Source organism: Klebsiella sp. 4_1_44FAA, assembly GCF_000238715.1.
In the GTDB taxonomy this organism is placed as follows: Bacteria; Pseudomonadota; Gammaproteobacteria; order Enterobacterales; family Enterobacteriaceae; genus Klebsiella; species Klebsiella pneumoniae.
Window position 1 is genome coordinate 63073 of sequence record NZ_JH414806.1, and the last position, 18694, is coordinate 81766.

The 18694-nt window shown below is 56.6% G+C and carries 23 protein-coding genes; 11 read left to right on the top strand and 12 right to left on the bottom strand.

The window, feature by feature from the left end:
* Positions 1–80: 80 nt before the first annotated feature.
* From uxuA to mtgA, 4 genes are all read left to right on the top strand, one after another.
* Positions 81–1145 (top strand): mannonate dehydratase, encoded by a 1065-nt coding sequence (gene uxuA, locus HMPREF1024_RS03905; protein WP_004174133.1) that lies wholly within the window; start codon positions 81–83, stop codon positions 1143–1145.
* Positions 1146–1291: 146 nt separating this feature from the next.
* A complete protein-coding gene (arcB, locus tag HMPREF1024_RS03900) occupies positions 1292–3631 on the top strand; it encodes an aerobic respiration two-component sensor histidine kinase ArcB (protein ID WP_002918444.1) in 2340 nt (779 codons plus the stop codon).
* 233 nt (positions 3632–3864) lie between these two features.
* Positions 3865–4518 (top strand): isoprenoid biosynthesis glyoxalase ElbB, encoded by a 654-nt coding sequence (gene elbB, locus HMPREF1024_RS03895; protein ID WP_009309632.1) that lies wholly within the window; start codon positions 3865–3867, stop codon positions 4516–4518.
* Positions 4515–5240, top strand: coding sequence for a monofunctional biosynthetic peptidoglycan transglycosylase (gene mtgA, locus HMPREF1024_RS03890; protein ID WP_009309634.1), 726 nt, complete (start codon positions 4515–4517; stop codon positions 5238–5240). The genes elbB and mtgA overlap by 4 nt, the downstream gene beginning before the upstream one ends.
* 63 nt (positions 5241–5303) lie before the next feature.
* Here the strand turns inward: mtgA and npr are convergent, their stop codons facing one another.
* From npr to HMPREF1024_RS03835, 11 genes are all read right to left on the bottom strand, one after another.
* On the bottom strand, positions 5304–5576 hold the full coding sequence (gene npr / locus HMPREF1024_RS03885) for a PTS phosphocarrier protein NPr (protein ID WP_002918431.1): 273 nt from the start codon (positions 5574–5576) through the stop codon (positions 5304–5306).
* Positions 5573–6427: an RNase adapter RapZ gene (rapZ, locus tag HMPREF1024_RS03880; RefSeq protein WP_002918428.1), complete on the bottom strand. Its 855-nt coding sequence runs from the start codon at positions 6425–6427 to the stop codon at positions 5573–5575. The genes npr and rapZ overlap by 4 nt, the downstream gene beginning before the upstream one ends.
* A 45-nt stretch (positions 6428–6472) precedes the next feature.
* A complete protein-coding gene (gene ptsN / locus HMPREF1024_RS03875) occupies positions 6473–6961 on the bottom strand; it encodes a PTS IIA-like nitrogen regulatory protein PtsN (RefSeq protein WP_004144926.1) in 489 nt (162 codons plus the stop codon).
* A 70-nt stretch (positions 6962–7031) separates the two neighbouring features.
* Positions 7032–7319 carry a ribosome hibernation promoting factor gene (hpf, locus tag HMPREF1024_RS03870; protein WP_002918423.1) on the bottom strand — a complete coding sequence of 96 codons (288 nt, stop codon included), beginning with the start codon at positions 7317–7319 and terminating at the stop codon, positions 7032–7034.
* A 22-nt stretch (positions 7320–7341) separates the two neighbouring features.
* Complete coding sequence (rpoN, locus tag HMPREF1024_RS03865; RefSeq protein WP_002918420.1) at positions 7342–8775, bottom strand: RNA polymerase factor sigma-54; 1434 nt, start codon at positions 8773–8775, stop codon at positions 7342–7344.
* A 47-nt stretch (positions 8776–8822) separates the two neighbouring features.
* On the bottom strand, positions 8823–9548 hold the full coding sequence (lptB, locus tag HMPREF1024_RS03860) for an LPS export ABC transporter ATP-binding protein (protein ID WP_002918417.1): 726 nt from the start codon (positions 9546–9548) through the stop codon (positions 8823–8825).
* 6 nt (positions 9549–9554) lie between these two features.
* Complete coding sequence (gene lptA / locus HMPREF1024_RS03855; protein WP_002918415.1) at positions 9555–10100, bottom strand: lipopolysaccharide ABC transporter substrate-binding protein LptA; 546 nt, start codon at positions 10098–10100, stop codon at positions 9555–9557.
* The gene (gene lptC, locus HMPREF1024_RS03850) at positions 10069–10644 is read right to left on the bottom strand and encodes an LPS export ABC transporter periplasmic protein LptC (protein ID WP_002918413.1); all 576 of its coding nucleotides are present in this window, start codon (positions 10642–10644) and stop codon (positions 10069–10071) included. Before lptC ends, lptA begins: the two co-directional genes overlap by 32 nt.
* Positions 10641–11207 (bottom strand): 3-deoxy-manno-octulosonate-8-phosphatase KdsC, encoded by a 567-nt coding sequence (gene kdsC, locus HMPREF1024_RS03845; RefSeq protein WP_002918405.1) that lies wholly within the window; start codon positions 11205–11207, stop codon positions 10641–10643. Before kdsC ends, lptC begins: the two co-directional genes overlap by 4 nt.
* A 14-nt stretch (positions 11208–11221) precedes the next feature.
* On the bottom strand, positions 11222–12208 hold the full coding sequence (gene kdsD, locus HMPREF1024_RS03840) for an arabinose-5-phosphate isomerase KdsD (RefSeq protein ID WP_002918399.1): 987 nt from the start codon (positions 12206–12208) through the stop codon (positions 11222–11224).
* A gap of 14 nt (positions 12209–12222) precedes the next feature.
* The gene (locus HMPREF1024_RS03835) at positions 12223–13200 is read right to left on the bottom strand and encodes a calcium/sodium antiporter (RefSeq protein WP_009309636.1); all 978 of its coding nucleotides are present in this window, start codon (positions 13198–13200) and stop codon (positions 12223–12225) included.
* Positions 13201–13409: 209 nt separating this feature from the next.
* Between HMPREF1024_RS03835 and mlaF the strand changes: the two genes are divergently transcribed.
* The 7 genes from mlaF (at position 13410) to murA (ending at position 18217) form a co-directional block, all read left to right on the top strand.
* Positions 13410–14222, top strand: a complete 813-nt coding sequence (mlaF, locus tag HMPREF1024_RS03830; RefSeq protein WP_004150950.1) for a phospholipid ABC transporter ATP-binding protein MlaF — start codon at positions 13410–13412, stop codon at positions 14220–14222.
* A 7-nt stretch (positions 14223–14229) separates the two neighbouring features.
* Positions 14230–15012 (top strand): lipid asymmetry maintenance ABC transporter permease subunit MlaE, encoded by a 783-nt coding sequence (mlaE, locus tag HMPREF1024_RS03825; protein WP_004150949.1) that lies wholly within the window; start codon positions 14230–14232, stop codon positions 15010–15012.
* Positions 15013–15016: 4 nt separating this feature from the next.
* On the top strand, positions 15017–15568 hold the full coding sequence (mlaD, locus tag HMPREF1024_RS03820) for an outer membrane lipid asymmetry maintenance protein MlaD (protein WP_002918387.1): 552 nt from the start codon (positions 15017–15019) through the stop codon (positions 15566–15568).
* An 18-nt stretch (positions 15569–15586) separates the two neighbouring features.
* Complete coding sequence (gene mlaC / locus HMPREF1024_RS03815) at positions 15587–16222, top strand: phospholipid-binding protein MlaC (RefSeq protein WP_002918386.1); 636 nt, start codon at positions 15587–15589, stop codon at positions 16220–16222.
* A complete protein-coding gene (mlaB, locus tag HMPREF1024_RS03810; RefSeq protein WP_004144912.1) occupies positions 16223–16513 on the top strand; it encodes a lipid asymmetry maintenance protein MlaB in 291 nt (96 codons plus the stop codon).
* Positions 16514–16649: 136 nt separating this feature from the next.
* Positions 16650–16904, top strand: coding sequence for a BolA family iron metabolism protein IbaG (gene ibaG, locus HMPREF1024_RS03805; protein ID WP_004144910.1), 255 nt, complete (start codon positions 16650–16652; stop codon positions 16902–16904).
* Between the two features lie 53 nt (positions 16905–16957).
* Positions 16958–18217, top strand: coding sequence for a UDP-N-acetylglucosamine 1-carboxyvinyltransferase (murA, locus tag HMPREF1024_RS03800; protein WP_002918382.1), 1260 nt, complete (start codon positions 16958–16960; stop codon positions 18215–18217).
* 55 nt (positions 18218–18272) lie between these two features.
* Here the strand turns inward: murA and sfsB are convergent, their stop codons facing one another.
* Complete coding sequence (gene sfsB / locus HMPREF1024_RS03795; RefSeq protein WP_002918381.1) at positions 18273–18545, bottom strand: DNA-binding transcriptional regulator SfsB; 273 nt, start codon at positions 18543–18545, stop codon at positions 18273–18275.
* Positions 18546–18694 lie beyond the last annotated feature (149 nt).

Consider the following 18694-nt stretch of genomic DNA (forward strand, 5'->3'; position numbering starts at 1 on the left):
CACGACAGCCAACGCTCAATCATCTATGATTACTGGTATGGTAGTAGGGTAAATTAAACTAAGTTGAGCAGGTGAAGACAATGCAGATGACAATGCGCTGGTTTGGACCAGAGGAAGACAAGATTTCATTAGAACATATTCGCCAGGTGCCTGGCGTTGAGGGGGTGGTCGGCGCGCTCTACGACGTCGCGGTGGGCGAAGTATGGCCGGTGGATAAAATTGAGCGTCTGGTCGGTCAGGCCCATGCCGCAGGCCTGAAAATGGAGGTGATCGAGAGCGTCAACATCCATGACGACATCAAAATCGGCCTACCTACCCGTGACCGCTATATTGCCAACTACCAGCAGACCATCCGCAACCTTGCCCGCTTTGGCGTTAAAGTCATCTGCTATAACTTCATGCCGGTTTTCGACTGGATGAAGACGGATATGAACTACGTCCTGCCGGATGGCTCGCTGACGATGGCGTTTGAGAAGAAAGATATCGATAAGCGGCTGGAAGACGTGGTGAAGGAGGTGCTTGAGAATTCAAACGGCTTCGCCTTGCCGGGCTGGGAGCCGGAACGGCTGGCGGAGGTGCAGACCCTGTTTGCCAAATATAGCGCGGTGGATGATCAGAAGCTGCGGGAGAACCTGGTTTATTTTCTGCAGGCGGTGATCCCGGTTTGCGAAGAGGTTGGGGTGAAAATGGCGATCCACCCGGACGACCCGCCGTACTCCATTTTTGGCCTGCCGCGGGTGGTCAAAAACCGCGACGATCTGGACTGGATCTGCCGGGCCGTCGATTCACCCGCCAACGGCATTACGCTCTGCACCGGCTCGATTGCCGAAGATCCTGATAATGACGTGTACGCCATCCTGGCCGAATTTACGCGGCGTAAGCGAATTCATTTTGCCCACGTCCGCAATATAAAGCTGATGCAGGATAAAGACTTTTACGAGTGCGCCCATCCGTCAGAGTACGGCTCCCTGGATATGTACAAAGTGATGCAAGCGCTGTATGACAACGGATTCGACGGCTATATTCGCCCGGATCATGGTCGCTTTATCTGGGGAGAGACCGGACGGCCGGGCTATGGCTTGTTCGACCGCGCCCTCGGCGTGACCTACCTGAAAGGACTCTGGGAGGCGTTAAGCAAGCGTTAATCCCTCTCCTGATCCCCCTCTTTTGCGGCTGGTTCGCCTCAGCGGCCGGCCGCCGTATCGACTCCTGCCCGCATTTTTTGCACAACTTACAGCGCATTGCTCAGAATTGAGTATTATTGTGCGGAGTTGTCGTGAAGGAATCCCCTATGAAGCAAATTCGTATGCTGGCGCAGTATTATGTCGACCTGATGATGAAGCTGGGTCTGGTCCGCTTTTCGATGCTGTTGGCTCTTGCGCTGGTGGTGCTGGCCATCGTGGTACAGATGGCGGTTACCATGGTGCTGCATGGCCAGGTTGAAAGTATCGACGTTATCCGCTCTATCTTCTTTGGCCTGCTGATCACGCCTTGGGCGGTCTACTTTCTCTCGGTGGTGGTGGAGCAGCTCGAAGAGTCCCGTCAGCGTCTTTCGCGGCTGGTGGACAAGCTGGAGGAGATGCGTGAGCGCGATCTAAAGCTGAACGTCCAACTGAAAGATAACATCGCGCAGTTGAATCAGGAGATTGGCGAACGTGAAAAAGCGGAAGCCGAGCGCGAGACCACCCTCGAGCAGTTGAAGATTGAGATGAAAGAGCGTGAAGAGACACAGATCCAGCTCGAACAGCAATCCTCCTTTCTGCGCTCTTTCCTTGATGCTTCCCCGGACCTGGTCTTCTATCGCAATGAGGATAAGGAGTTTTCAGGCTGTAACCGGGCGATGGAGCTGCTGACCGGCAAAAGCGAGAAACAGCTGATCCACCTCAAACCGCAGGACGTCTATAGCGAAGAGGCGGCGGAAAAGGTACTGGAGACCGACGAGAAGGTGTTCCGCCATAATGTATCGCTGACCTATGAGCAGTGGCTGGACTATCCCGATGGCCGCAAAGCGTGCTTTGAAATCCGCAAGGTCCCCTACTACGATCGCGTCGGTAAGCGTCGCGGCCTGATGGGCTTCGGCCGCGATATCACCGAACGTAAACGCTATCAGGACGCTCTTGAGCGCGCCAGCCGGGATAAAACCACCTTTATTTCCACCATCAGTCATGAGCTGCGTACCCCGCTAAACGGGATCGTCGGGCTGAGCCGAATTTTGCTGGATACCGAACTGACCAGCGAACAGGAAAAATACCTGAAAACTATCCATGTATCGGCGGTGACGCTGGGGAATATCTTCAATGATATTATCGACATGGACAAAATGGAGCGCCGCAAGGTGCAGCTCGATAACCAGCCGGTGGACTTCACCAGCTTCCTTGCCGACCTTGAAAACCTATCCGGCCTGCAGGCACAGCAGAAGGGGCTGCGCTTTGTGCTGGAGCCGAGCCTGCCGCTGCCGCATAAGGTAATCACGGATGGGACCCGCCTGCGGCAGATCCTGTGGAATCTTATCAGTAACGCCGTGAAGTTTACCCCGCAGGGCGGAGGGGTGAACGTCCGCGTACGCTATGACGAAGGCGATATCCTGCACTTCGAAGTGGAAGACTCCGGAATTGGTATTCCTGAAGCGGAACAGGACAAAATTTTCGCCATGTATTACCAGGTCAAAGACAGCCACGGCGGCAAACCGGCCACCGGAACCGGGATTGGTCTCGCCGTCTCGCGTCGCCTGGCGCGTAATATGGGCGGTGATATCAGCGTTACCAGCCAGCCGGGTAAAGGGGCGACCTTTACGCTTACCGTCCATGCGCCTGCCATTGCGGAAGAAGTGGAAGATACGCTGGCGGAAGACGACATGCCATTACCGGCGCTCAACGTGCTGCTGGTTGAGGACATTGAGCTCAACGTTATTGTGGCCCGTTCAGTGCTGGAAAAACTGGGTAACAGCGTTGATGTGGCGATGACCGGGAAAGCCGCGCTGGAGATGTTTGAGCCAGGCGAATATGACCTTGTGCTGTTGGATATTCAGTTACCGGACATGACCGGACTGGATATTTCCCGGGAACTGAAACAGCGCTTTGCCGCTGACGAGCTACCGCCGCTGGTCGCCCTGACCGCCAACGTGCTGAAGAATAAAAAAGAGTATCTCGACGCCGGGATGGACGATGTGTTGAGTAAGCCGCTATCGGTGCCAGCGCTAACGGCCATGATCAAGAAATTCTGGGATGCACCGGATGAGGAAGCGCAGGAAGCGCCGGCGGCCGATCTGCATAAAGCCGACGCGGTGCTGGATACCGATATGCTGGAGCAATATATCGAGCTGGTGGGACCGAAGCTTATCAATGATGGTCTCGCGGTGTTTGAGAAGATGATGCCGGGCTACATGTCCGTTCTGGAGTCTAATCTGACCGCCCGCGACCAAAAAGGGATTGTCGAAGAGGGGCATAAGATCAAAGGGGCGGCTGGTTCTATCGGACTGCGCCACATCCAGCAGCTGGGCCAGCAGATCCAGACTCCGGATCTGCCTGCCTGGTCTGATAATGTCGCTGAATGGGTTGAAGAGATGAAATCCGAGTGGCAAAACGATGTAGCGGTACTGAAGGCGTGGGTGGCGAAAGCCAGCAAAAAATGACCCCGGACAGACCGGGGTGCGCGAATACTGCGCCAACACCAGGGAACTGGTGGTTGAGCCAGTGTTGTTTGAGTGATGTTGTTACGTGGCGCAACCGAAGAAGTGGATTGCTCGCTCATTAAGATAGCAAAGCTTAACTAATTTGTTACATGAATCAGTAAAATATGTGAAGCATAGCGAGTTAATCGACATTTTTGACTGGTTTCAGCGAGTTGCATGGAGGAGCGAAAGCGATGAAAAAAATTGGTGTGGTACTGGGCGGCTGCGGCGTGTACGACGGCAGTGAAATCCATGAGGCGGTGATTACCCTGCTGGCGATCGCGCGCAACAGCGCGCAGGCAGTGTGCTTTGCGCCCGATAAACCGCAGCGCGATGTCATCAACCATCTGACCGGGGAGGCGATGCCAGAGCAGCGCAATGTGCTGGTGGAAGCAGCGCGTATCGCCCGCGGCGACATCCTGCCGCTGGCGCAGGCGCGTGCGGAGACGCTGGACGCGCTGATCGTCCCTGGCGGCTTCGGCGCGGCGAAAAATTTAAGCAGCTTCGCCGCCGAGGGCAGCGAATGCCAGGTGGATCCCGAGCTGCGGGACCTGGCGCTGGCGATGCATCAGGCCGGCAAGCCGCTGGGCTTTATGTGCATTGCCCCGGCGATGCTGCCGAAGATCTTTGCGTTTCCGCTGCGGATGACCATTGGGACCGATCTTGATACCGCCGATGTGGTGGAAGAGATGGGGGCAGAGCACGTGCCTTGCCCGGTCGACGACATCGTGGTGGATGAAGACAACAAAGTGGTCACCACTCCGGCGTATATGCTGGCGGAGGACATTGCGCAAGCCGCCACCGGAATTGAGAAGCTGGTGGCCCGCGTGCTGGCGCTGAGCGCATGAGGCTCCGCATTGCGCCCTTTGCGCTGCTGAAACGTCTGGCATTGCGTCTGCTGCTGATCGCCGCCGTCCTCTGGGGCGGGGGGATCGCGCTGTTTAGCGTGCTGCCGGTGCCGTTTTCGGCGGTGATGCTTGAGCGGCAGGTGAGCGCCTGGCTGTCCGGCGATTTCCATTATCTGGCGCATTCCGACTGGGTTGCCATGGATAAGATCTCTCCATGGATGGGGCTGGCGGTGATTGCCGCCGAAGATCAGAAGTTCCCGGAACACTGGGGGTTCGACGTGTCGGCGATTGAGAAAGCGCTGGCGCACAATGAACGTCACGAGACCCGCATCCGCGGCGCGTCAACGCTGTCGCAGCAGACGGCGAAAAACCTGTTTTTATGGGATGGCCGCAGCTGGCTGCGTAAGGGGCTGGAAGCCGGGCTGACTGTCGGGATCGAAACCGTGTGGAGTAAAAAGCGGATCCTGACCGTCTACCTGAATATTGCCGAGTTCGGCGATGGGATATTTGGTGTGGAAGCGGCCGCCCAGCGCTATTTTCATAAACCCGCCAGTCAGCTGACGCCGGGGGAAGCGGCTCTGCTGGCCGCGGTGCTGCCGAACCCGATCCGCTATCGCGCCGATGCGCCGTCAGGCTATGTGCGCAGTCGTCAGGCCTGGATCTTACGCCAGATGCGACAGCTGGGCGGGGAAGGGTTCATGCGCGAGCATAAGCTCTATTAGCAGGTTACTCCGGCGCCGGGGCTGGTACAGTCGCCAGTCGTCCGTCGCCGGGAAGCGTCACGTTTAGTCTTCGTCAAAGCCAGCGTTAAACAGGGCAATCACCGCGGCGAGGGCTTCAACTTCCTGCGGACCGCTGGCCTCCACCTCTATCTGTCGCCCTTTCGCCGAGTCCAGCATCAGCAGGGCAATCACGCTGTTGGCTTCCGCCTCCGTGCCTTCATCGTTGCGCAGCAGTACTTCGGCATCGAAATTCTGCATCAGTTCGAACAGCTTCATCGCCGGGCGGGCGTGCATGCCCAGCTTATTGGTGATTTCAACGGTCTGCTTTACGGTCATGATTTACGTTTTTCCAGCGTCCGATGACGAGACTGCACGTTCTTGCCGCGCGAGCGGAAGTAGTCAGCCAGTTGTTCAGCAATATAAACCGAACGATGTTTACCGCCGGTACAGCCAATGGCCACCGTCAGATAGCTGCGATTGTTGGTCTCCAGCATCGGTAACCATAGCTCAAGATAGCTTCGGGTCTGATAAATAAAGTTGTGCACTTCAGTGTGCCGATCGAGGAAGGCGGCCACTGGTTTATCCAGGCCGGTCATTGGACGCAGTTTCGGATCCCAGTGCGGGTTGGGCAGAAAGCGCACGTCAAAGACGTAATCGGCATCGATCGGAATACCGTGCTTGAAGCCGAAGGATTCGAAGACCATCGTCAGTTCACGCTCGCGTTTACCCAGCAGTCGGGTACGCAGCATCTCGGCCAACTCATGCACCGACATTTCCGACGTATCGACGATCAGATCGGCGCGGGAGCGCAGGGGCTCCAGCAGATCGCTCTCTTCGTCGATGGCGCTTTCCAGCGACAGATTCTTGCTGGAGAGCGGGTGCAGGCGACGGGTATCGCTGTACCGGCGGATCAGGGTATTGCGGTCGGCATCAAGGAACAGCAGCTGCGGAGAAAAACATTCCGGCAGATTCTGCATCGCCTGCTCGAAGATCTCCGGGGATTCCGGCATGTTACGCACGTCGATGCTGACGGCCGCGGAGATATTACGGTCAGCCAGCGACCGCGCCAGGTCGGGCAGCAGCACGACCGGCAGGTTATCCACGCAGTAAAAGCCCATATCTTCCAGCGCTCGCAGAGCGACGGATTTACCCGAGCCCGAGCGGCCGCTGACGATCATCAGTACCATGTACCGTTTCTCCTCAGTACGATAAAGGATAAGGTGCGACTGCCGTTATGCGTCATCGCTGCTTCCTGCTTCGGTGATGATCTCATACAACTCTTCATCGCTCTGCGCCGCGCGCAGGCGACGACAAATCGCTTTGTCCGCCAGCCGTTTGGCCACCAGGGAGAGCGTATGCAGGTGAGTTTTTGTCTGGTCGGCCGGCACCAGCAGCGCGAACAGCAGGTCGACAGGCTGATTGTCGATCGCGTCGAAGGCGATGGGGGTTTCCAGCTGGACAAAAACGCCGACAGCACGCAGCGTATCCTCTTCCAGTTTTCCGTGGGGAATGGCGATACCATTGCCGATCCCGGTACTGCCCATTTTTTCGCGGGTGAGGATCGCTTCGAACACCACCTGCGGCGGCAAACTTAACTGTTTGGCGGCCAGTTCGCTGATGATTTCCAGAGCACGCTTCTTGCTCTGGCAGTGCACCTGGCTACGGGTACATTCCTGGTTCAGGACGTTGCTCAGTTGTAGAGCCGAATCGTTGTTCATCATAATTTCACCTGAGCGCCCCCGCGCCCGTCGCCGATGATATCCAGCGGCGGGCGCAAGGGGGCCCGGACAATTAGTGTTGTTTTAGTTTATCTTTGTGCTTCGTTAACTGTCTTGCCAGCTTGTCGATAAGACCATCGACAGCCGCATACATATCCTGCCCTTCCGCACTGGCATGGATTTCGCCACCGTTGACATGCAGATTCGCGTCCGCAATTTGCGTCACTTTCTCTACTTTTAACACAATATAGACCTGATTGATCCGGTCGAAAAATTGCTCCAGCTTGCTGAACTTCGCCGTAACGAATTCGCGCATCGCAGGCGTAATTTCGACGTTGTGTCCTGTAATGTTGAGCTGCATAGTGTCTTCCTTATCGGTTATGTCAGACCAGTTGTTTACGCTGGTTTGACGGCGGGATGGATAAAGACTCTCTGTACTTCGCGACAGTGCGGCGCGCCACCATAATACCCTGCTCGGACAGCATGGAGGTGAGCTTACTGTCGCTCAACGGCTTCGCGGGGTTTTCCGCGGCGATGAGCTTCTTCACCAGCGCGCGAATAGCCGTCGACGAGGCTTCGCCTCCGCCTTCGGTATTCACATGGCTGGAGAAGAAATACTTCAGTTCAAAAATACCGCGCGGACTGTGCAGATATTTTTGCGTGGTGACACGGGAAATCGTCGATTCATGCATCTCGACGGCCTGGGCGATATCGGCCAGCACCATCGGCTTCATATACTCTTCACCCTGTTCGAAAAAAGCCTGCTGCTGCTCTACGATGCAGCGGCTGACGCGCAGCAGGGTATCGTTGCGGCTTTCCAGACTTTTAATCAGCCAGCGGGCTTCCTGCAGATTGCTGCGAATGAACTGGCCGTCGGCGTCATTGCGGGCGCTGTTGCCCATTGCCGCATACTGCTGATTTATTTTCAACCGTGGAATGCTGTCGGCGTTGAGCTCGACGGTCCAGCGGCCGCTCACCTTGCGCACCAGCACATCCGGGATGACATATTCCGGTTCGCTGGTCTGAATGGACTGGCCAGGGCGAGGATCCAGGGACTGGATCAGGTTGACCGCCTCTTTAAGCACCTCTTCTTTCAGGCGGGTGACTCGCATTAGAGTGCGGAAATCATGGTTGGCCAGCAGATCAAGATGGTCGCTGATAATCAGCCGCGCCTCTTCCAGCCACGGCGTCTCTTTAGCAAATTGCGACAGCTGGATCAGCAGGCAGTCGCGCAGATCTTTCGCTGCGACGCCAACCGGATCAAAACGCTGGATTCGCTTGAGGACCGCTTCCACCTCCTCCAGGCCGATCTCGTCATCGCCGATGCTGTCGACAATATCTTCAATCTGAATCGTGAGGTAGCCCGTATCGTCGACGGCGTCGACGATAGAGGTGGCAATAGCGCGGTCGGTGTCGGTGAAAGGCGTCAGCTCAACCTGCCACATCAGATAGTCCTGCAGCGTCTGGGTGGTCTCGCCTTGATAGACGGGAAGCTCGTCGTCCTGATAGTCGACGCCGTTACCCGACGGCGTGCCAGCGGTATAGATTTCATCCCAGCTGGCATCGAGAGGCAGTTCGTCGGGCATCTCTTTTTGCTCAAGCGCATCGACGGTATCGAGGGACTCGCGGTCCTCCACCTCTTTTGCCTCTACCTCGTCGTGAAGATCGGTTTGCTCAAGCAACGGGTTACTTTCCAGCGCTTGCTGGAGCTCTTGCTGGAGTTCTAACGTGGACAACTGCAGCAAACGAATCGCCTGCTGCAGCTGCGGCGTCATGGCAAGCTGTTGGCTAAGCCTTAATTGCAAACCTTGCTTCATGTTCAGGGTAAATATCTCCGGCTAAAACGTCTGTAACCTCTACCCTATCAGAGTCTGAAGTCTTCCCCAAGATACACGCGCTTAACCTGCTCATCTTCGAGGATCTGCTGCGGTGTACCATGAGCGATAAGGTGTCCCTGACTGACAATATACGCGCGTTCGCAGACCGCGAGGGTCTCACGGACGTTATGGTCGGTAATCAGAACGCCGAGACCGCTGTCGCGCAGGTGCTCAATGATGCGTTTAATATCGATAACGGAGATCGGATCCACGCCGGCAAAGGGTTCATCCAGAAGAATAAATTTCGGATTCGCCGCCAGCGCGCGGGCGATTTCGACGCGGCGGCGTTCACCACCGGAGAGCGCCTGACCGAGGCTGTCGCGCAGGTGCTCAATATGAAACTCTTCCATCAGCTCTTTAGCGCGATCTTCCCGTTGCTCGCTGGTTAAATCGTCACGGATCTGCAGGACCGCCATCAGGTTGTCATAGACGCTGAGGCGACGGAAAATCGACGCTTCCTGCGGCAGATAGCCAATGCCCCGTCGCGCGCGCGCGTGCAGCGGCAGCAGGCTGATATCTTCGTCATCGATGATGATATTGCCTGCGTCGCGGGGCACAATCCCGACCACCATGTAGAAGGTGGTCGTTTTACCGGCGCCGTTCGGGCCGAGCAAGCCGACAATCTCGCCCGAGTTAACGGTGAGACTGACATCTTCCACCACGCGGCGGCCTTTATACGCTTTAGCGAGATTCTTCGCAGTTAAGGTTGCCATAACGGATTAGTTACTCTTCTTTTGCTGGTTGCCGCTTTTGTCCTGCAGCTCGGACGGCACCAGAACGGTGGTGACGCGTCGACCTTTGTCGCTGAAGGCCTGCATTTTTTGCTCTTTCACCAGATAGGTGATCTTGTCGCCCTTGATGTTGCTGTCGAGCTGTTCCAGATAAGCGTTGCCCGTCAGCACGACGTAATCGTTCTGCAGCTCGTAGCGCATTTTCGACGCCCGGCCTTTTACCGGCTTGCCGTTATCCTGCATCTGATAGAAAGTAGCCGGGTTACCGAAACCTTCGATCACCTCTTTGCCTTTCTCGTTGCCTGGACGGGTGACCACCACTTTATCAGCGTTAATCTTGATCGTCCCCTGGGTCACGACCACGTTACCGGTGAAGGTGACGACATTGCCCTGCATGTCCAGCGACTGCTGATCGGATTCGATATGGATCGGCTGATCGGTATCGCCCGTCTTGGCGAGGGCCGGCAGGCTGGCGGCCAGTAACGCGCCGGCGAGCGCAATCTTAAGGCTGAGTTTGTTTGTTCTGAATTTCATAAGAGGTTCTCACCTTTTCAATCAGCTCGGCATTTTTGCTGCGAAGGTTTCCACGCATTTTCAGGCCGCTGGAATTAAATGTGGTGCCGTATAACGTCACCATGTCATCGGAGGTAACGTCCTGCGTTACCAGATTTATCTGGGCGTTATCCGTCGTAATTTTGCGCAGTTGAGAATCTGGCGCGAGCGCATTCACCTCAACGTGCCCGTAAAGATAGAGCATCCGGTCATTCGTCAGCTTCGCTTTGTCTGCTCTGACCGACCAGGTAGGCACCTTGTTAGTATCAAAGGTGGTCATCACCGGTTTGGTAAACCAGGAGACCTCCTGATCGGAAAAATATTCCACGTGCTCGGCAATCAGCCGATAGCTCAGGGCGCCTTCCGGACTGTATACCACGGTGTCGGTATGTTCGCTTTTATACGTAGGGTCGTTAGGATTGACCTCCGGCTGGGCCGTGTCGTCCGTATTCGCCAGATTCAGGCCGATAAGGATCAGCGCGAGCAGCGACAGTAAAATGATAACCCAACGTCTGGTTTTACTCATATTGATTGCCCTTTGGCCTCATCCAACTTGCCCTGCGCCAATAGTAACAAATCGCAGACTTCGCGTACCGCGCCGCGTCCGCCGTTAATTCGCGTGACATAATTCGCCCGCGGTAGCAGCAGCGGATGCGCATCGGCGACGGCGACGCTAAGGCCCACTTCGGCCATCACCGGCCAGTCAATCAGATCGTCGCCGATGTAGGCGACTTCTTCCGGCCGCACGTGCAGTTTGTCCGTCAGATCGCGGAACGCCAGCAGCTTGTCCGACTGCCCCTGGTACAAATGCGTAATGCCCAGCGTCTGACAGCGATCTTCTACCAGTTTAGCTTTTCGCCCGGTAATAATCGCCACTTCAATACCCGAGGTCAGCGCGCAGCGGATACCATAGCCATCACGGACGTTAAACGCTTTCAGCTCCTCGCCGTGATTACCCATATAGATAAGCCCGTCGGATAATACACCGTCGACATCAAGGATCAGTAGACGGATCTTCGCCGCGCGATCGACAAACGCCTGGCTTACCGGCCCGTAGCAGGTCGCTAACTGAGCATCAGCATTATTCATTATTTTTTCCTTACTTACACTACGCCCGCGCGCAGCAGATCGTGCATATGTACCACACCCAGCAGATGGTCGCCATCGGCAACCAGCACGCAGGTGATATGACGGGATTGCATCAGGTTTAGCGCATCCACCGCCAGAGTGCCGGGGCGGATGCGGATACCTCCCCGGGTCATGACGTCGGCAATGCTGGCATCGCGCATATCAACGCCGGTATCGAAGACCCGGCGCAGGTCACCGTCGGTAAAGATACCGATGATGTTCATATCGTCATCGCAGATAGCGGTCATGCCTAAATTTTTACGCGTGATTTCCAGCAGCGCATCGCGCAGGGTCGCCTGCAGGCCGACGTGCGGGATTTCATCACCGGTATGCATAATATCATTGACCCGCAGCAACAGCTTACGGCCGAGTGCGCCGCCCGGATGCGACAGGGCGAAATCCTCAGCGGTAAAGCCGCGGGCTTCCAGCAGGGCGACGGCGAGGGCATCACCCATCACCAGCGCGGCGGTGGTGCTCGACGTGGGCGCCAGTCCTAACGGGCAGGCCTCCTTCGGCACTTTCACGCACAGATGGATATCCGCCGCGCGCGCCATGCTGCTCTCCGGCCGGCTGGTGATACAGATAAGCTTCACCTGCTGGCGCTTGAGGACCGGGATCAGCGCGAGGATTTCATTCGATTCGCCGGAGTTCGACAGCGCAATTACCACATCCTGCGGGGTGACCATACCTAAATCACCGTGCGCCGCTTCGCCGGGGTGGACAAAAAATGCCGAGGTGCCGGTACTGGCGAAGGTTGCCGCCATTTTGCGGCCGATGTGGCCGGATTTGCCCATCCCCATCACCACGACTTTCCCGCCGCAGCGGAAAATCGTTTCGCAGGCATGGGTAAAGTCTTCATTTATGTATTGATCGAGCTGGGCCAGACCTTCACGTTCAATTTCCAGCACCTGACGGCCTGCCTGTTGAAAGTCAAAATCCGTGGGCAAATCTATTTGCGACATGATGTTATCCCGAATCATTCAACGAAGAGCGGTGCTGTCCAAAACAGCATCGCCAACCAAACCACAAAGCCGCCGACCAGCAGCGCGCCAACCAGTCGTCCCGGCTGCTGCTGACGGCGCCAGCACAGCACTGCGAAGATCAGGCTGACCAGCAGCATCACGCCATAATCGCGAGTGAAGGCTTCGGTCGCAAAGCTCCCCGGCGCGATCAGCGCCGGTAAACCCAGCACCAGTGCGATATTGAGGATATTGGCGCCGATGATATTGCCGATGGCAATATCATCTTCCCCTTTCCGCGCCCCGGCGATGGAGGTGGCCAGCTCCGGCAGGCTGGTGCCTATCGCCACCACCGTCAGGCCGACGGTCAGTTCGCTGATGGCGAAATAGTTTGCCAGCACTGTACTGTTATCCACCACCATGCGGGTCGCCATCGGCATGACGATCATCGCTACCCCTAACCAGAGCAGGGCGACCGGCAGCGACCCTTCGCGTGGCAGCTCCGCCAGCTGTTCGCGGGTCAGGCTATCGCTTCCCTGGCGCTCCGCCAGGCGAGCGATTTTGATGGTGAACAGCAGCCACAGAAGCGCTAACGCCAGTAAAAATAGCCCGTCGAGACGGGTCAGTTGTCCATCGTAGAGCACCAGTCCCGCCAGCACGCTGACCAGCAACATTAGCGGTAATTCGCGGCGCAGAATATCAGAATGCACGGTAAATGGCCTGAGTAAGGCGGCGAGACCGAGGATCAATAAGATATTGGTGATATTAGATCCGAGCGCGGTGCCGACCGCCAGATCGGTCTGCCCGTGCAGCGAGGCCGCGGTGGCGACCATGATCTCAGGCAGGCTGGTGCCGATACTGACCACTGTCATGCCGATGATCAGCGGCGGGATCCCCAACATACGACACAGGATGGAGGCGGCATAGACCAGACGATCGGCGCTGTAGACAACCAGCAATAAACCAATAATTAACAGAGCCGTCGCTAAGAGCATCTAAAGTCCTTTCTTCAGGTATAATCGTCGCCTCGCTGGGTTATCCCTACGCAGCGTAACGAATTCTTAATTTTGACTTTATGTGTGCCAAAAGTAAAACAAATGCCAGCTTTCGCTAACCTGTGCAGGTAAGATTCTGTAAAAATGTTGTGATTGTGGCGCAAGAAAGGGCCATGCTTGCCCGTCAGGTGTTTAGTAAGGATGATTTTATGAGCCAAACTCAGGCGAATTTAGTTGAAGTGCGCGGTATCCGCTTTTCACGCGGCGATCGTGTGATCTTCGACGACATCTCGCTGTCGGTGCCGCGCGGTAAAATTACTGCGATCATGGGACCTTCGGGGATCGGCAAGACTACCCTGTTACGCCTGATCGGCGGCCAGATCCCGCCGGACAGGGGAGAGATCCTGTTTGATGGCGAGAACGTGCCGCAGATGACGCGTTCGCGTCTTTATACGGTGCGTAAGCGGATGAGCATGCTGTTCCAGTCTGGCGCGCTGTTCACCGATCTCAATGTCTTTGACAACGTTGCCTATCCGCTGCGCGAACATACGCATTTGCCGCCTGCGCTGCTGCATACGACGGTGATGATGAAGCTGGAAGCGGTGGGGCTACGCGGTGCGGCGAAGTTAATGCCTTCTGAGCTTTCCGGTGGGATGGCGCGCCGCGCCGCCCTGGCGAGAGCCATTGCCCTGGAGCCGGATCTGATTATGTTCGACGAACCGTTCGTCGGGCAGGATCCCATCACTATGGGCGTACTGGTGAAGCTGATTTCTGAACTCAACAGCACGCTGGGTGTCACTTGCATCGTGGTTTCGCACGATGTGCCCGAGGTGCTTAGTATTGCGGACTACGCGTATATCGTGGCGGATAAAAAGATTGTCGCCCACGGTAGCGCCCAGTCGCTACGGGAGAATACCGATCCTCGGGTTCGTCAGTTCATTGATGGTATTGCCGACGGTCCGGTGCCGTTCCGTTATCCTGCTGGCGACTATCACCATGATTTATTAGGCATAGGGAGTTGAGCGACTCATGCTGTTTAATGCGCTGGCCGCGCTAGGTCATCGCGGTATTAAAACCACCGCGACGTTTGGACGCGCCGGATTAATGCTTTTCAACGCCGTTGTCGGCAAACCAGAGTTTCGCAAGCACGCGCCGCTGCTGGTTCGTCAACTCTATAACGTCGGCGTCCTGTCGATGCTGATTATCATTGTATCGGGCTTGTTTATCGGTATGGTGCTCGGGCTGCAGGGGTATCTGGTGTTAACCACCTACAGCGCAGAGACCAGTCTTGGCATGCTGGTGGCGCTGTCGCTGCTGCGTGAGCTGGGGCCGGTGGTCGCCGCGCTGCTGTTTGCCGGCCGCGCCGGGTCGGCGCTGACCGCCGAGATTGGCCTGATGCGGGCCACGGAACAGCTCTCCAGTATGGAGATGATGGCGGTGGATCCGCTGCGTCGCGTCATTTCCCCACGCTTCTGGGCCGGTGTCATTTCGCTGCCGCTGCTGACGATTATCTTCGTCGCGGTAGGGATCTGGGGCGGTGCGCTGGTGGGTGTGAGCTGGAAAGGCATTGACGGTGGTTTTTTCTGGACCGCGATGCAAAATGCCGTCGACTGGCGAATGGATCTGGTGAACTGCCTGATTAAGAGTCTGGTGTTCGCTATTACGGTAACCTGGATTGCGTTATTTAATGGTTATGACGCTATCCCCACTTCCGCCGGGATTAGCCGGGCGACAACGCGTACCGTGGTGCATGCGTCGCTGGCGGTTCTGGGGCTGGATTTTGTGCTGACTGCGCTGATGTTTGGGAATTGAGTTCATGCAAACGAAAAAAACTGAAATCTGGGTAGGGGTGTTCTTACTGGTGGCGCTGCTGGCGGCGCTGTTTGTCTGCCTGAAGGCGGCGAACGTCACCTCGCTACGCACCGAGCCGACTTATCGCCTTTATGCGACTTTCGATAACATCGGCGGCCTGAAGGCGCGCTCGCCGGTGCGCATCGGCGGCGTGGTAGTGGGGCGGGTAGCGGACATTACGCTCGATCCGAAAACCTATCTGCCACGCGTGGAGCTCGATATCGATGAGCGATACAACCATATCCCGGATACCAGTTCGTTGGCGATCCGCACCTCTGGCCTGCTGGGCGAGCAGTACCTGGCGCTGAACGTCGGTTTTGAAGACCCGGACCTCGGGACGACTATCCTTAAAGACGGCGGCACTATCCAGGACACTAAGTCCGCCATGGTGCTGGAAGATCTGATTGGTCAGTTCCTTTATAACAGTAAGGGCGGCGACAATCAGAATTCTGGCAATGATAAGGCCGAGGCAGAAGGTCATACTGACGCGACGCCGGCAGCCGGCACGACGCATTAATTTCAGGAGAAATACGATATGTTTAAACGCTTACTCATGGTCGCCATGCTGGTGATTGCCCCGCTGACCGCCGTCCAGGCTGCAGATCAGTCCAATCCGTATAAGCTGATGAATGAAGCGGCGCAGAAAACCTTCGATCGCCTGAAGAATGAACAGCCGAAGATTAAAGCTAATCCTAACTATCTGCGCGACATCGTCGACCAGGAGTTATTGCCGTATGTACAGGTGAAATATGCCGGCGCGCTGGTGCTGGGCCGCTATTACAAAGAAGCGACCCCTGCGCAGCGTGAGGCCTATTTTGCCGCCTTCCGTGAATACCTGAAGCAGGCCTACGGTCAGGCGCTGGCGATGTACCATGGGCAGACTTACCAGATTGCTCCGGAGCAGCCGCTGGGCAGCGCAACCATCGTTCCGATCCGCGTCACTATCATCGACCCGAACGGTCGTCCGCCGGTACGTCTTGACTTCCAGTGGCGTAAAAATACCCAGACCGGCAACTGGCAGGCCTACGATATGATCGCGGAAGGGGTGAGCATGATCACCACCAAACAGAATGAGTGGAGCGATCTGCTGCGCACCAAGGGCGTTGATGGCCTGACCGCGCAGCTGAAAGCGATCTCTGCGCAGCCGATCACCCTGGAACAGAAAAAATAAATGAGCGGGCAGCTGAGCTGGACTCGCGAGGGCGAGACGCTGGCGCTGCACGGGGAGCTGGATCAGGATCTGCTGGTCCCGCTCTGGGAGGCGCGCGCCCAGGCGACGGCGGGTACGGCGATCATCGATCTCAGTCAGACCACGCGCGTGGACACCGCGGGCCTGGCGCTGTTAGTGCATTTTATGGCGCTGATTCGCCGTCAGGGCCGGGAAGCGCAGCTGGTCGGCAAGAGCGAAAACCTGCAAACGCTGATCGGTCTTTACAACCTGCCTGCCGATCTGATCTCATAATCTTTTCAGTGCCTTAGCACTGAAGCTATTCCGAAAGCCCTGGCAATCTTTTCGCCGGGGCTTTTTGCTTGTTTAAGACCGCGCCACTTTCCTCTAAGATGTTGGGCTGTTTTCATTATCAGATAAATTTGAGCCCATGGAAAATCATGAAATTCAGACCGTGCTGATGAACGCACTCCCCCTCCAGGAAGTCCACGTCTCTGGCGATGGCAGCCACTTTCAGGTTATTGCTGTGGGTGAGATGTTCGATGGCATGAGTCGGGTGAAAAAGCAGCAGAGCGTCTACGCGCCGCTGATGGAATATATTGCCGACAACCGCATCCATGCGCTGTCGATCAAGGCCTTTACTCCGCAGGAGTGGGCGCGAGACCGCAAACTCAATGGCTTCTAAGCTGTGGGGGATCCCCTGCAGCGTATGTGAATTTTTAATAGAGAACAGAATCAATGGATAAATTCCGTGTTCAGGGGCCGACTCGCCTTCAGGGTGAAGTCACCATCTCCGGGGCAAAAAACGCCGCCCTGCCAATCCTCTTTTCCGCGCTGCTTGCCGAAGAGCCGGTAGAGATCCAAAACGTACCTAAGCTGAAAGACATCGATACCACCATGAAGCTGCTGAGCCAGCTGGGCGCGAAGGTCGAGCGCAATGGTTCGGTATGGATTGACGCCGGCCCGGTCGATGTATTCTGTGCTCCGTACGATCTGGTGAAAACCATGCGCGCCTCTATCTGGGCGCTGGGCCCGTTGGTGGCGCGTTTCGGTCAGGGGCAAGTTTCTCTGCCTGGCGGCTGCGCTATCGGCGCGCGTCCGGTCGATCTGCATATTAGCGGTCTGGAGCAGCTAGGCGCCGAGATCAAACTGGAAGAAGGTTATGTCAAAGCCTCGGTCAGCGGTCGCCTGAAAGGCGCGCATATTGTGATGGATAAGGTGAGCGTCGGCGCCACCGTAACCATCATGAGCGCAGCGACGCTTGCGGAGGGAACGACGATTATTGAAAACGCCGCTCGCGAGCCGGAGATTGTCGATACCGCCAACTTCCTGAACGCGCTGGGCGCAAAAATCACAGGCCAGGGTAGCGATCGCATTACCATCGAAGGCGTGCAGCGCCTGGGCGGCGGCGTCTACCGTGTGCTGCCTGACCGTATTGAAACCGGGACTTTCCTGGTGGCCGCGGCGATTTCCGGCGGCAAGATCCTCTGCCGTAACGCGCAGCCGGATACCCTGGATGCCGTACTGGCGAAGCTGCGCGACGCCGGGGCTGACATCGAAACGGGCGAAGACTGGATCAGCCTCGATATGCACGGCAACCGTCCGAAAGCGGTCAACGTGCGTACCGCGCCGCACCCGGGCTTCCCGACCGATATGCAGGCCCAGTTCACGCTGCTTAACCTGGTAGCGGAAGGGACCGGCGTGATCACCGAAACGATCTTTGAAAACCGCTTCATGCACATTCCGGAGCTGATCCGTATGGGCGCGCACGCGGAGATCGAGAGCAATACCGCTATCTGTCACGGCGTGAAGCAGCTTTCTGGCGCGCAGGTGATGGCGACCGATTTGCGCGCGTCGGCGAGCCTGGTGCTGGCCGGCTGTATCGCTGAAGGGACCACCATCGTCGATCGCATCTATCATATCGATCGCGGCTATGAGCGTATCGAAGATAAACTGCAGGCCCTGGGCGCCAATATTCAACGCGTGAAGGGCGAGTAACCGCGTCCTGACAGCGCCCCGGGACGTTGTTCCGGGGCGCTGTCGAGCAATCACATCACTTGTCGATCTTCTTCTGACGCATCATCTGCGTTCTGTCGATAAACTCATGAGTCACCGGGTCGTGGTAGCGTGACGGCCAGATGACCCACGGCTGCGTTTCCAGCGCTGTGGCGATAATCAATTCGCCTTTCGGCCAGGGGCGGGTCAGGGCGTTCGCCAGCGTTGAAGAACTTAGTCCGTGCCGTCGCGACTCTGCCGCCAGCGATGTTCCCCGTTTACGTAATCCCGCAACAATATCTGCGGGATGCCAGTCGATGAACTTATCCATAAATTCTCCTGGTGTTAAAGGTCCAGATCGTCCCACATGGGCGATAGAGACACTATACCCGCGTACTATGTAGGGTTCTAACAAGTTCTGTTAAAGCGCCGGAATATTCAGAATCTATCAAGATATTCGGAAGTTTAGGGAGAGAAATG

Coding starts and splice junctions, on each gene's coding strand:
- kdsD (WP_002918399.1), bottom strand. CDS start 12,208: ATGTCGCAAATAGATTTGCCCACGGATTTTGACTTTCAACAGGCAGGC.
- mlaB (WP_004144912.1), top strand. CDS start 16,223: ATGAGCGGGCAGCTGAGCTGGACTCGCGAGGGCGAGACGCTGGCGCTG.
- ibaG (WP_004144910.1), top strand. CDS start 16,650: ATGGAAAATCATGAAATTCAGACCGTGCTGATGAACGCACTCCCCCTC.
- mlaE (WP_004150949.1), top strand. CDS start 14,230: ATGCTGTTTAATGCGCTGGCCGCGCTAGGTCATCGCGGTATTAAAACC.
- mlaD (WP_002918387.1), top strand. CDS start 15,017: ATGCAAACGAAAAAAACTGAAATCTGGGTAGGGGTGTTCTTACTGGTG.
- rpoN (WP_002918420.1), bottom strand. CDS start 8,775: ATGAAGCAAGGTTTGCAATTAAGGCTTAGCCAACAGCTTGCCATGACG.
- lptB (WP_002918417.1), bottom strand. CDS start 9,548: ATGGCAACCTTAACTGCGAAGAATCTCGCTAAAGCGTATAAAGGCCGC.
- lptA (WP_002918415.1), bottom strand. CDS start 10,100: ATGAAATTCAGAACAAACAAACTCAGCCTTAAGATTGCGCTCGCCGGC.
- arcB (WP_002918444.1), top strand. CDS start 1,292: ATGAAGCAAATTCGTATGCTGGCGCAGTATTATGTCGACCTGATGATG.
- elbB (WP_009309632.1), top strand. CDS start 3,865: ATGAAAAAAATTGGTGTGGTACTGGGCGGCTGCGGCGTGTACGACGGC.
- mlaF (WP_004150950.1), top strand. CDS start 13,410: ATGAGCCAAACTCAGGCGAATTTAGTTGAAGTGCGCGGTATCCGCTTT.
- mlaC (WP_002918386.1), top strand. CDS start 15,587: ATGTTTAAACGCTTACTCATGGTCGCCATGCTGGTGATTGCCCCGCTG.
- kdsC (WP_002918405.1), bottom strand. CDS start 11,207: ATGAATAATGCTGATGCTCAGTTAGCGACCTGCTACGGGCCGGTAAGC.
- sfsB (WP_002918381.1), bottom strand. CDS start 18,545: ATGGATAAGTTCATCGACTGGCATCCCGCAGATATTGTTGCGGGATTA.
- hpf (WP_002918423.1), bottom strand. CDS start 7,319: ATGCAGCTCAACATTACAGGACACAACGTCGAAATTACGCCTGCGATG.
- HMPREF1024_RS03835 (WP_009309636.1), bottom strand. CDS start 13,200: ATGCTCTTAGCGACGGCTCTGTTAATTATTGGTTTATTGCTGGTTGTC.
- uxuA (WP_004174133.1), top strand. CDS start 81: ATGCAGATGACAATGCGCTGGTTTGGACCAGAGGAAGACAAGATTTCA.
- npr (WP_002918431.1), bottom strand. CDS start 5,576: ATGACCGTAAAGCAGACCGTTGAAATCACCAATAAGCTGGGCATGCAC.
- rapZ (WP_002918428.1), bottom strand. CDS start 6,427: ATGGTACTGATGATCGTCAGCGGCCGCTCGGGCTCGGGTAAATCCGTC.
- ptsN (WP_004144926.1), bottom strand. CDS start 6,961: ATGATGAACAACGATTCGGCTCTACAACTGAGCAACGTCCTGAACCAG.
- lptC (WP_002918413.1), bottom strand. CDS start 10,644: ATGAGTAAAACCAGACGTTGGGTTATCATTTTACTGTCGCTGCTCGCG.
- murA (WP_002918382.1), top strand. CDS start 16,958: ATGGATAAATTCCGTGTTCAGGGGCCGACTCGCCTTCAGGGTGAAGTC.
- mtgA (WP_009309634.1), top strand. CDS start 4,515: ATGAGGCTCCGCATTGCGCCCTTTGCGCTGCTGAAACGTCTGGCATTG.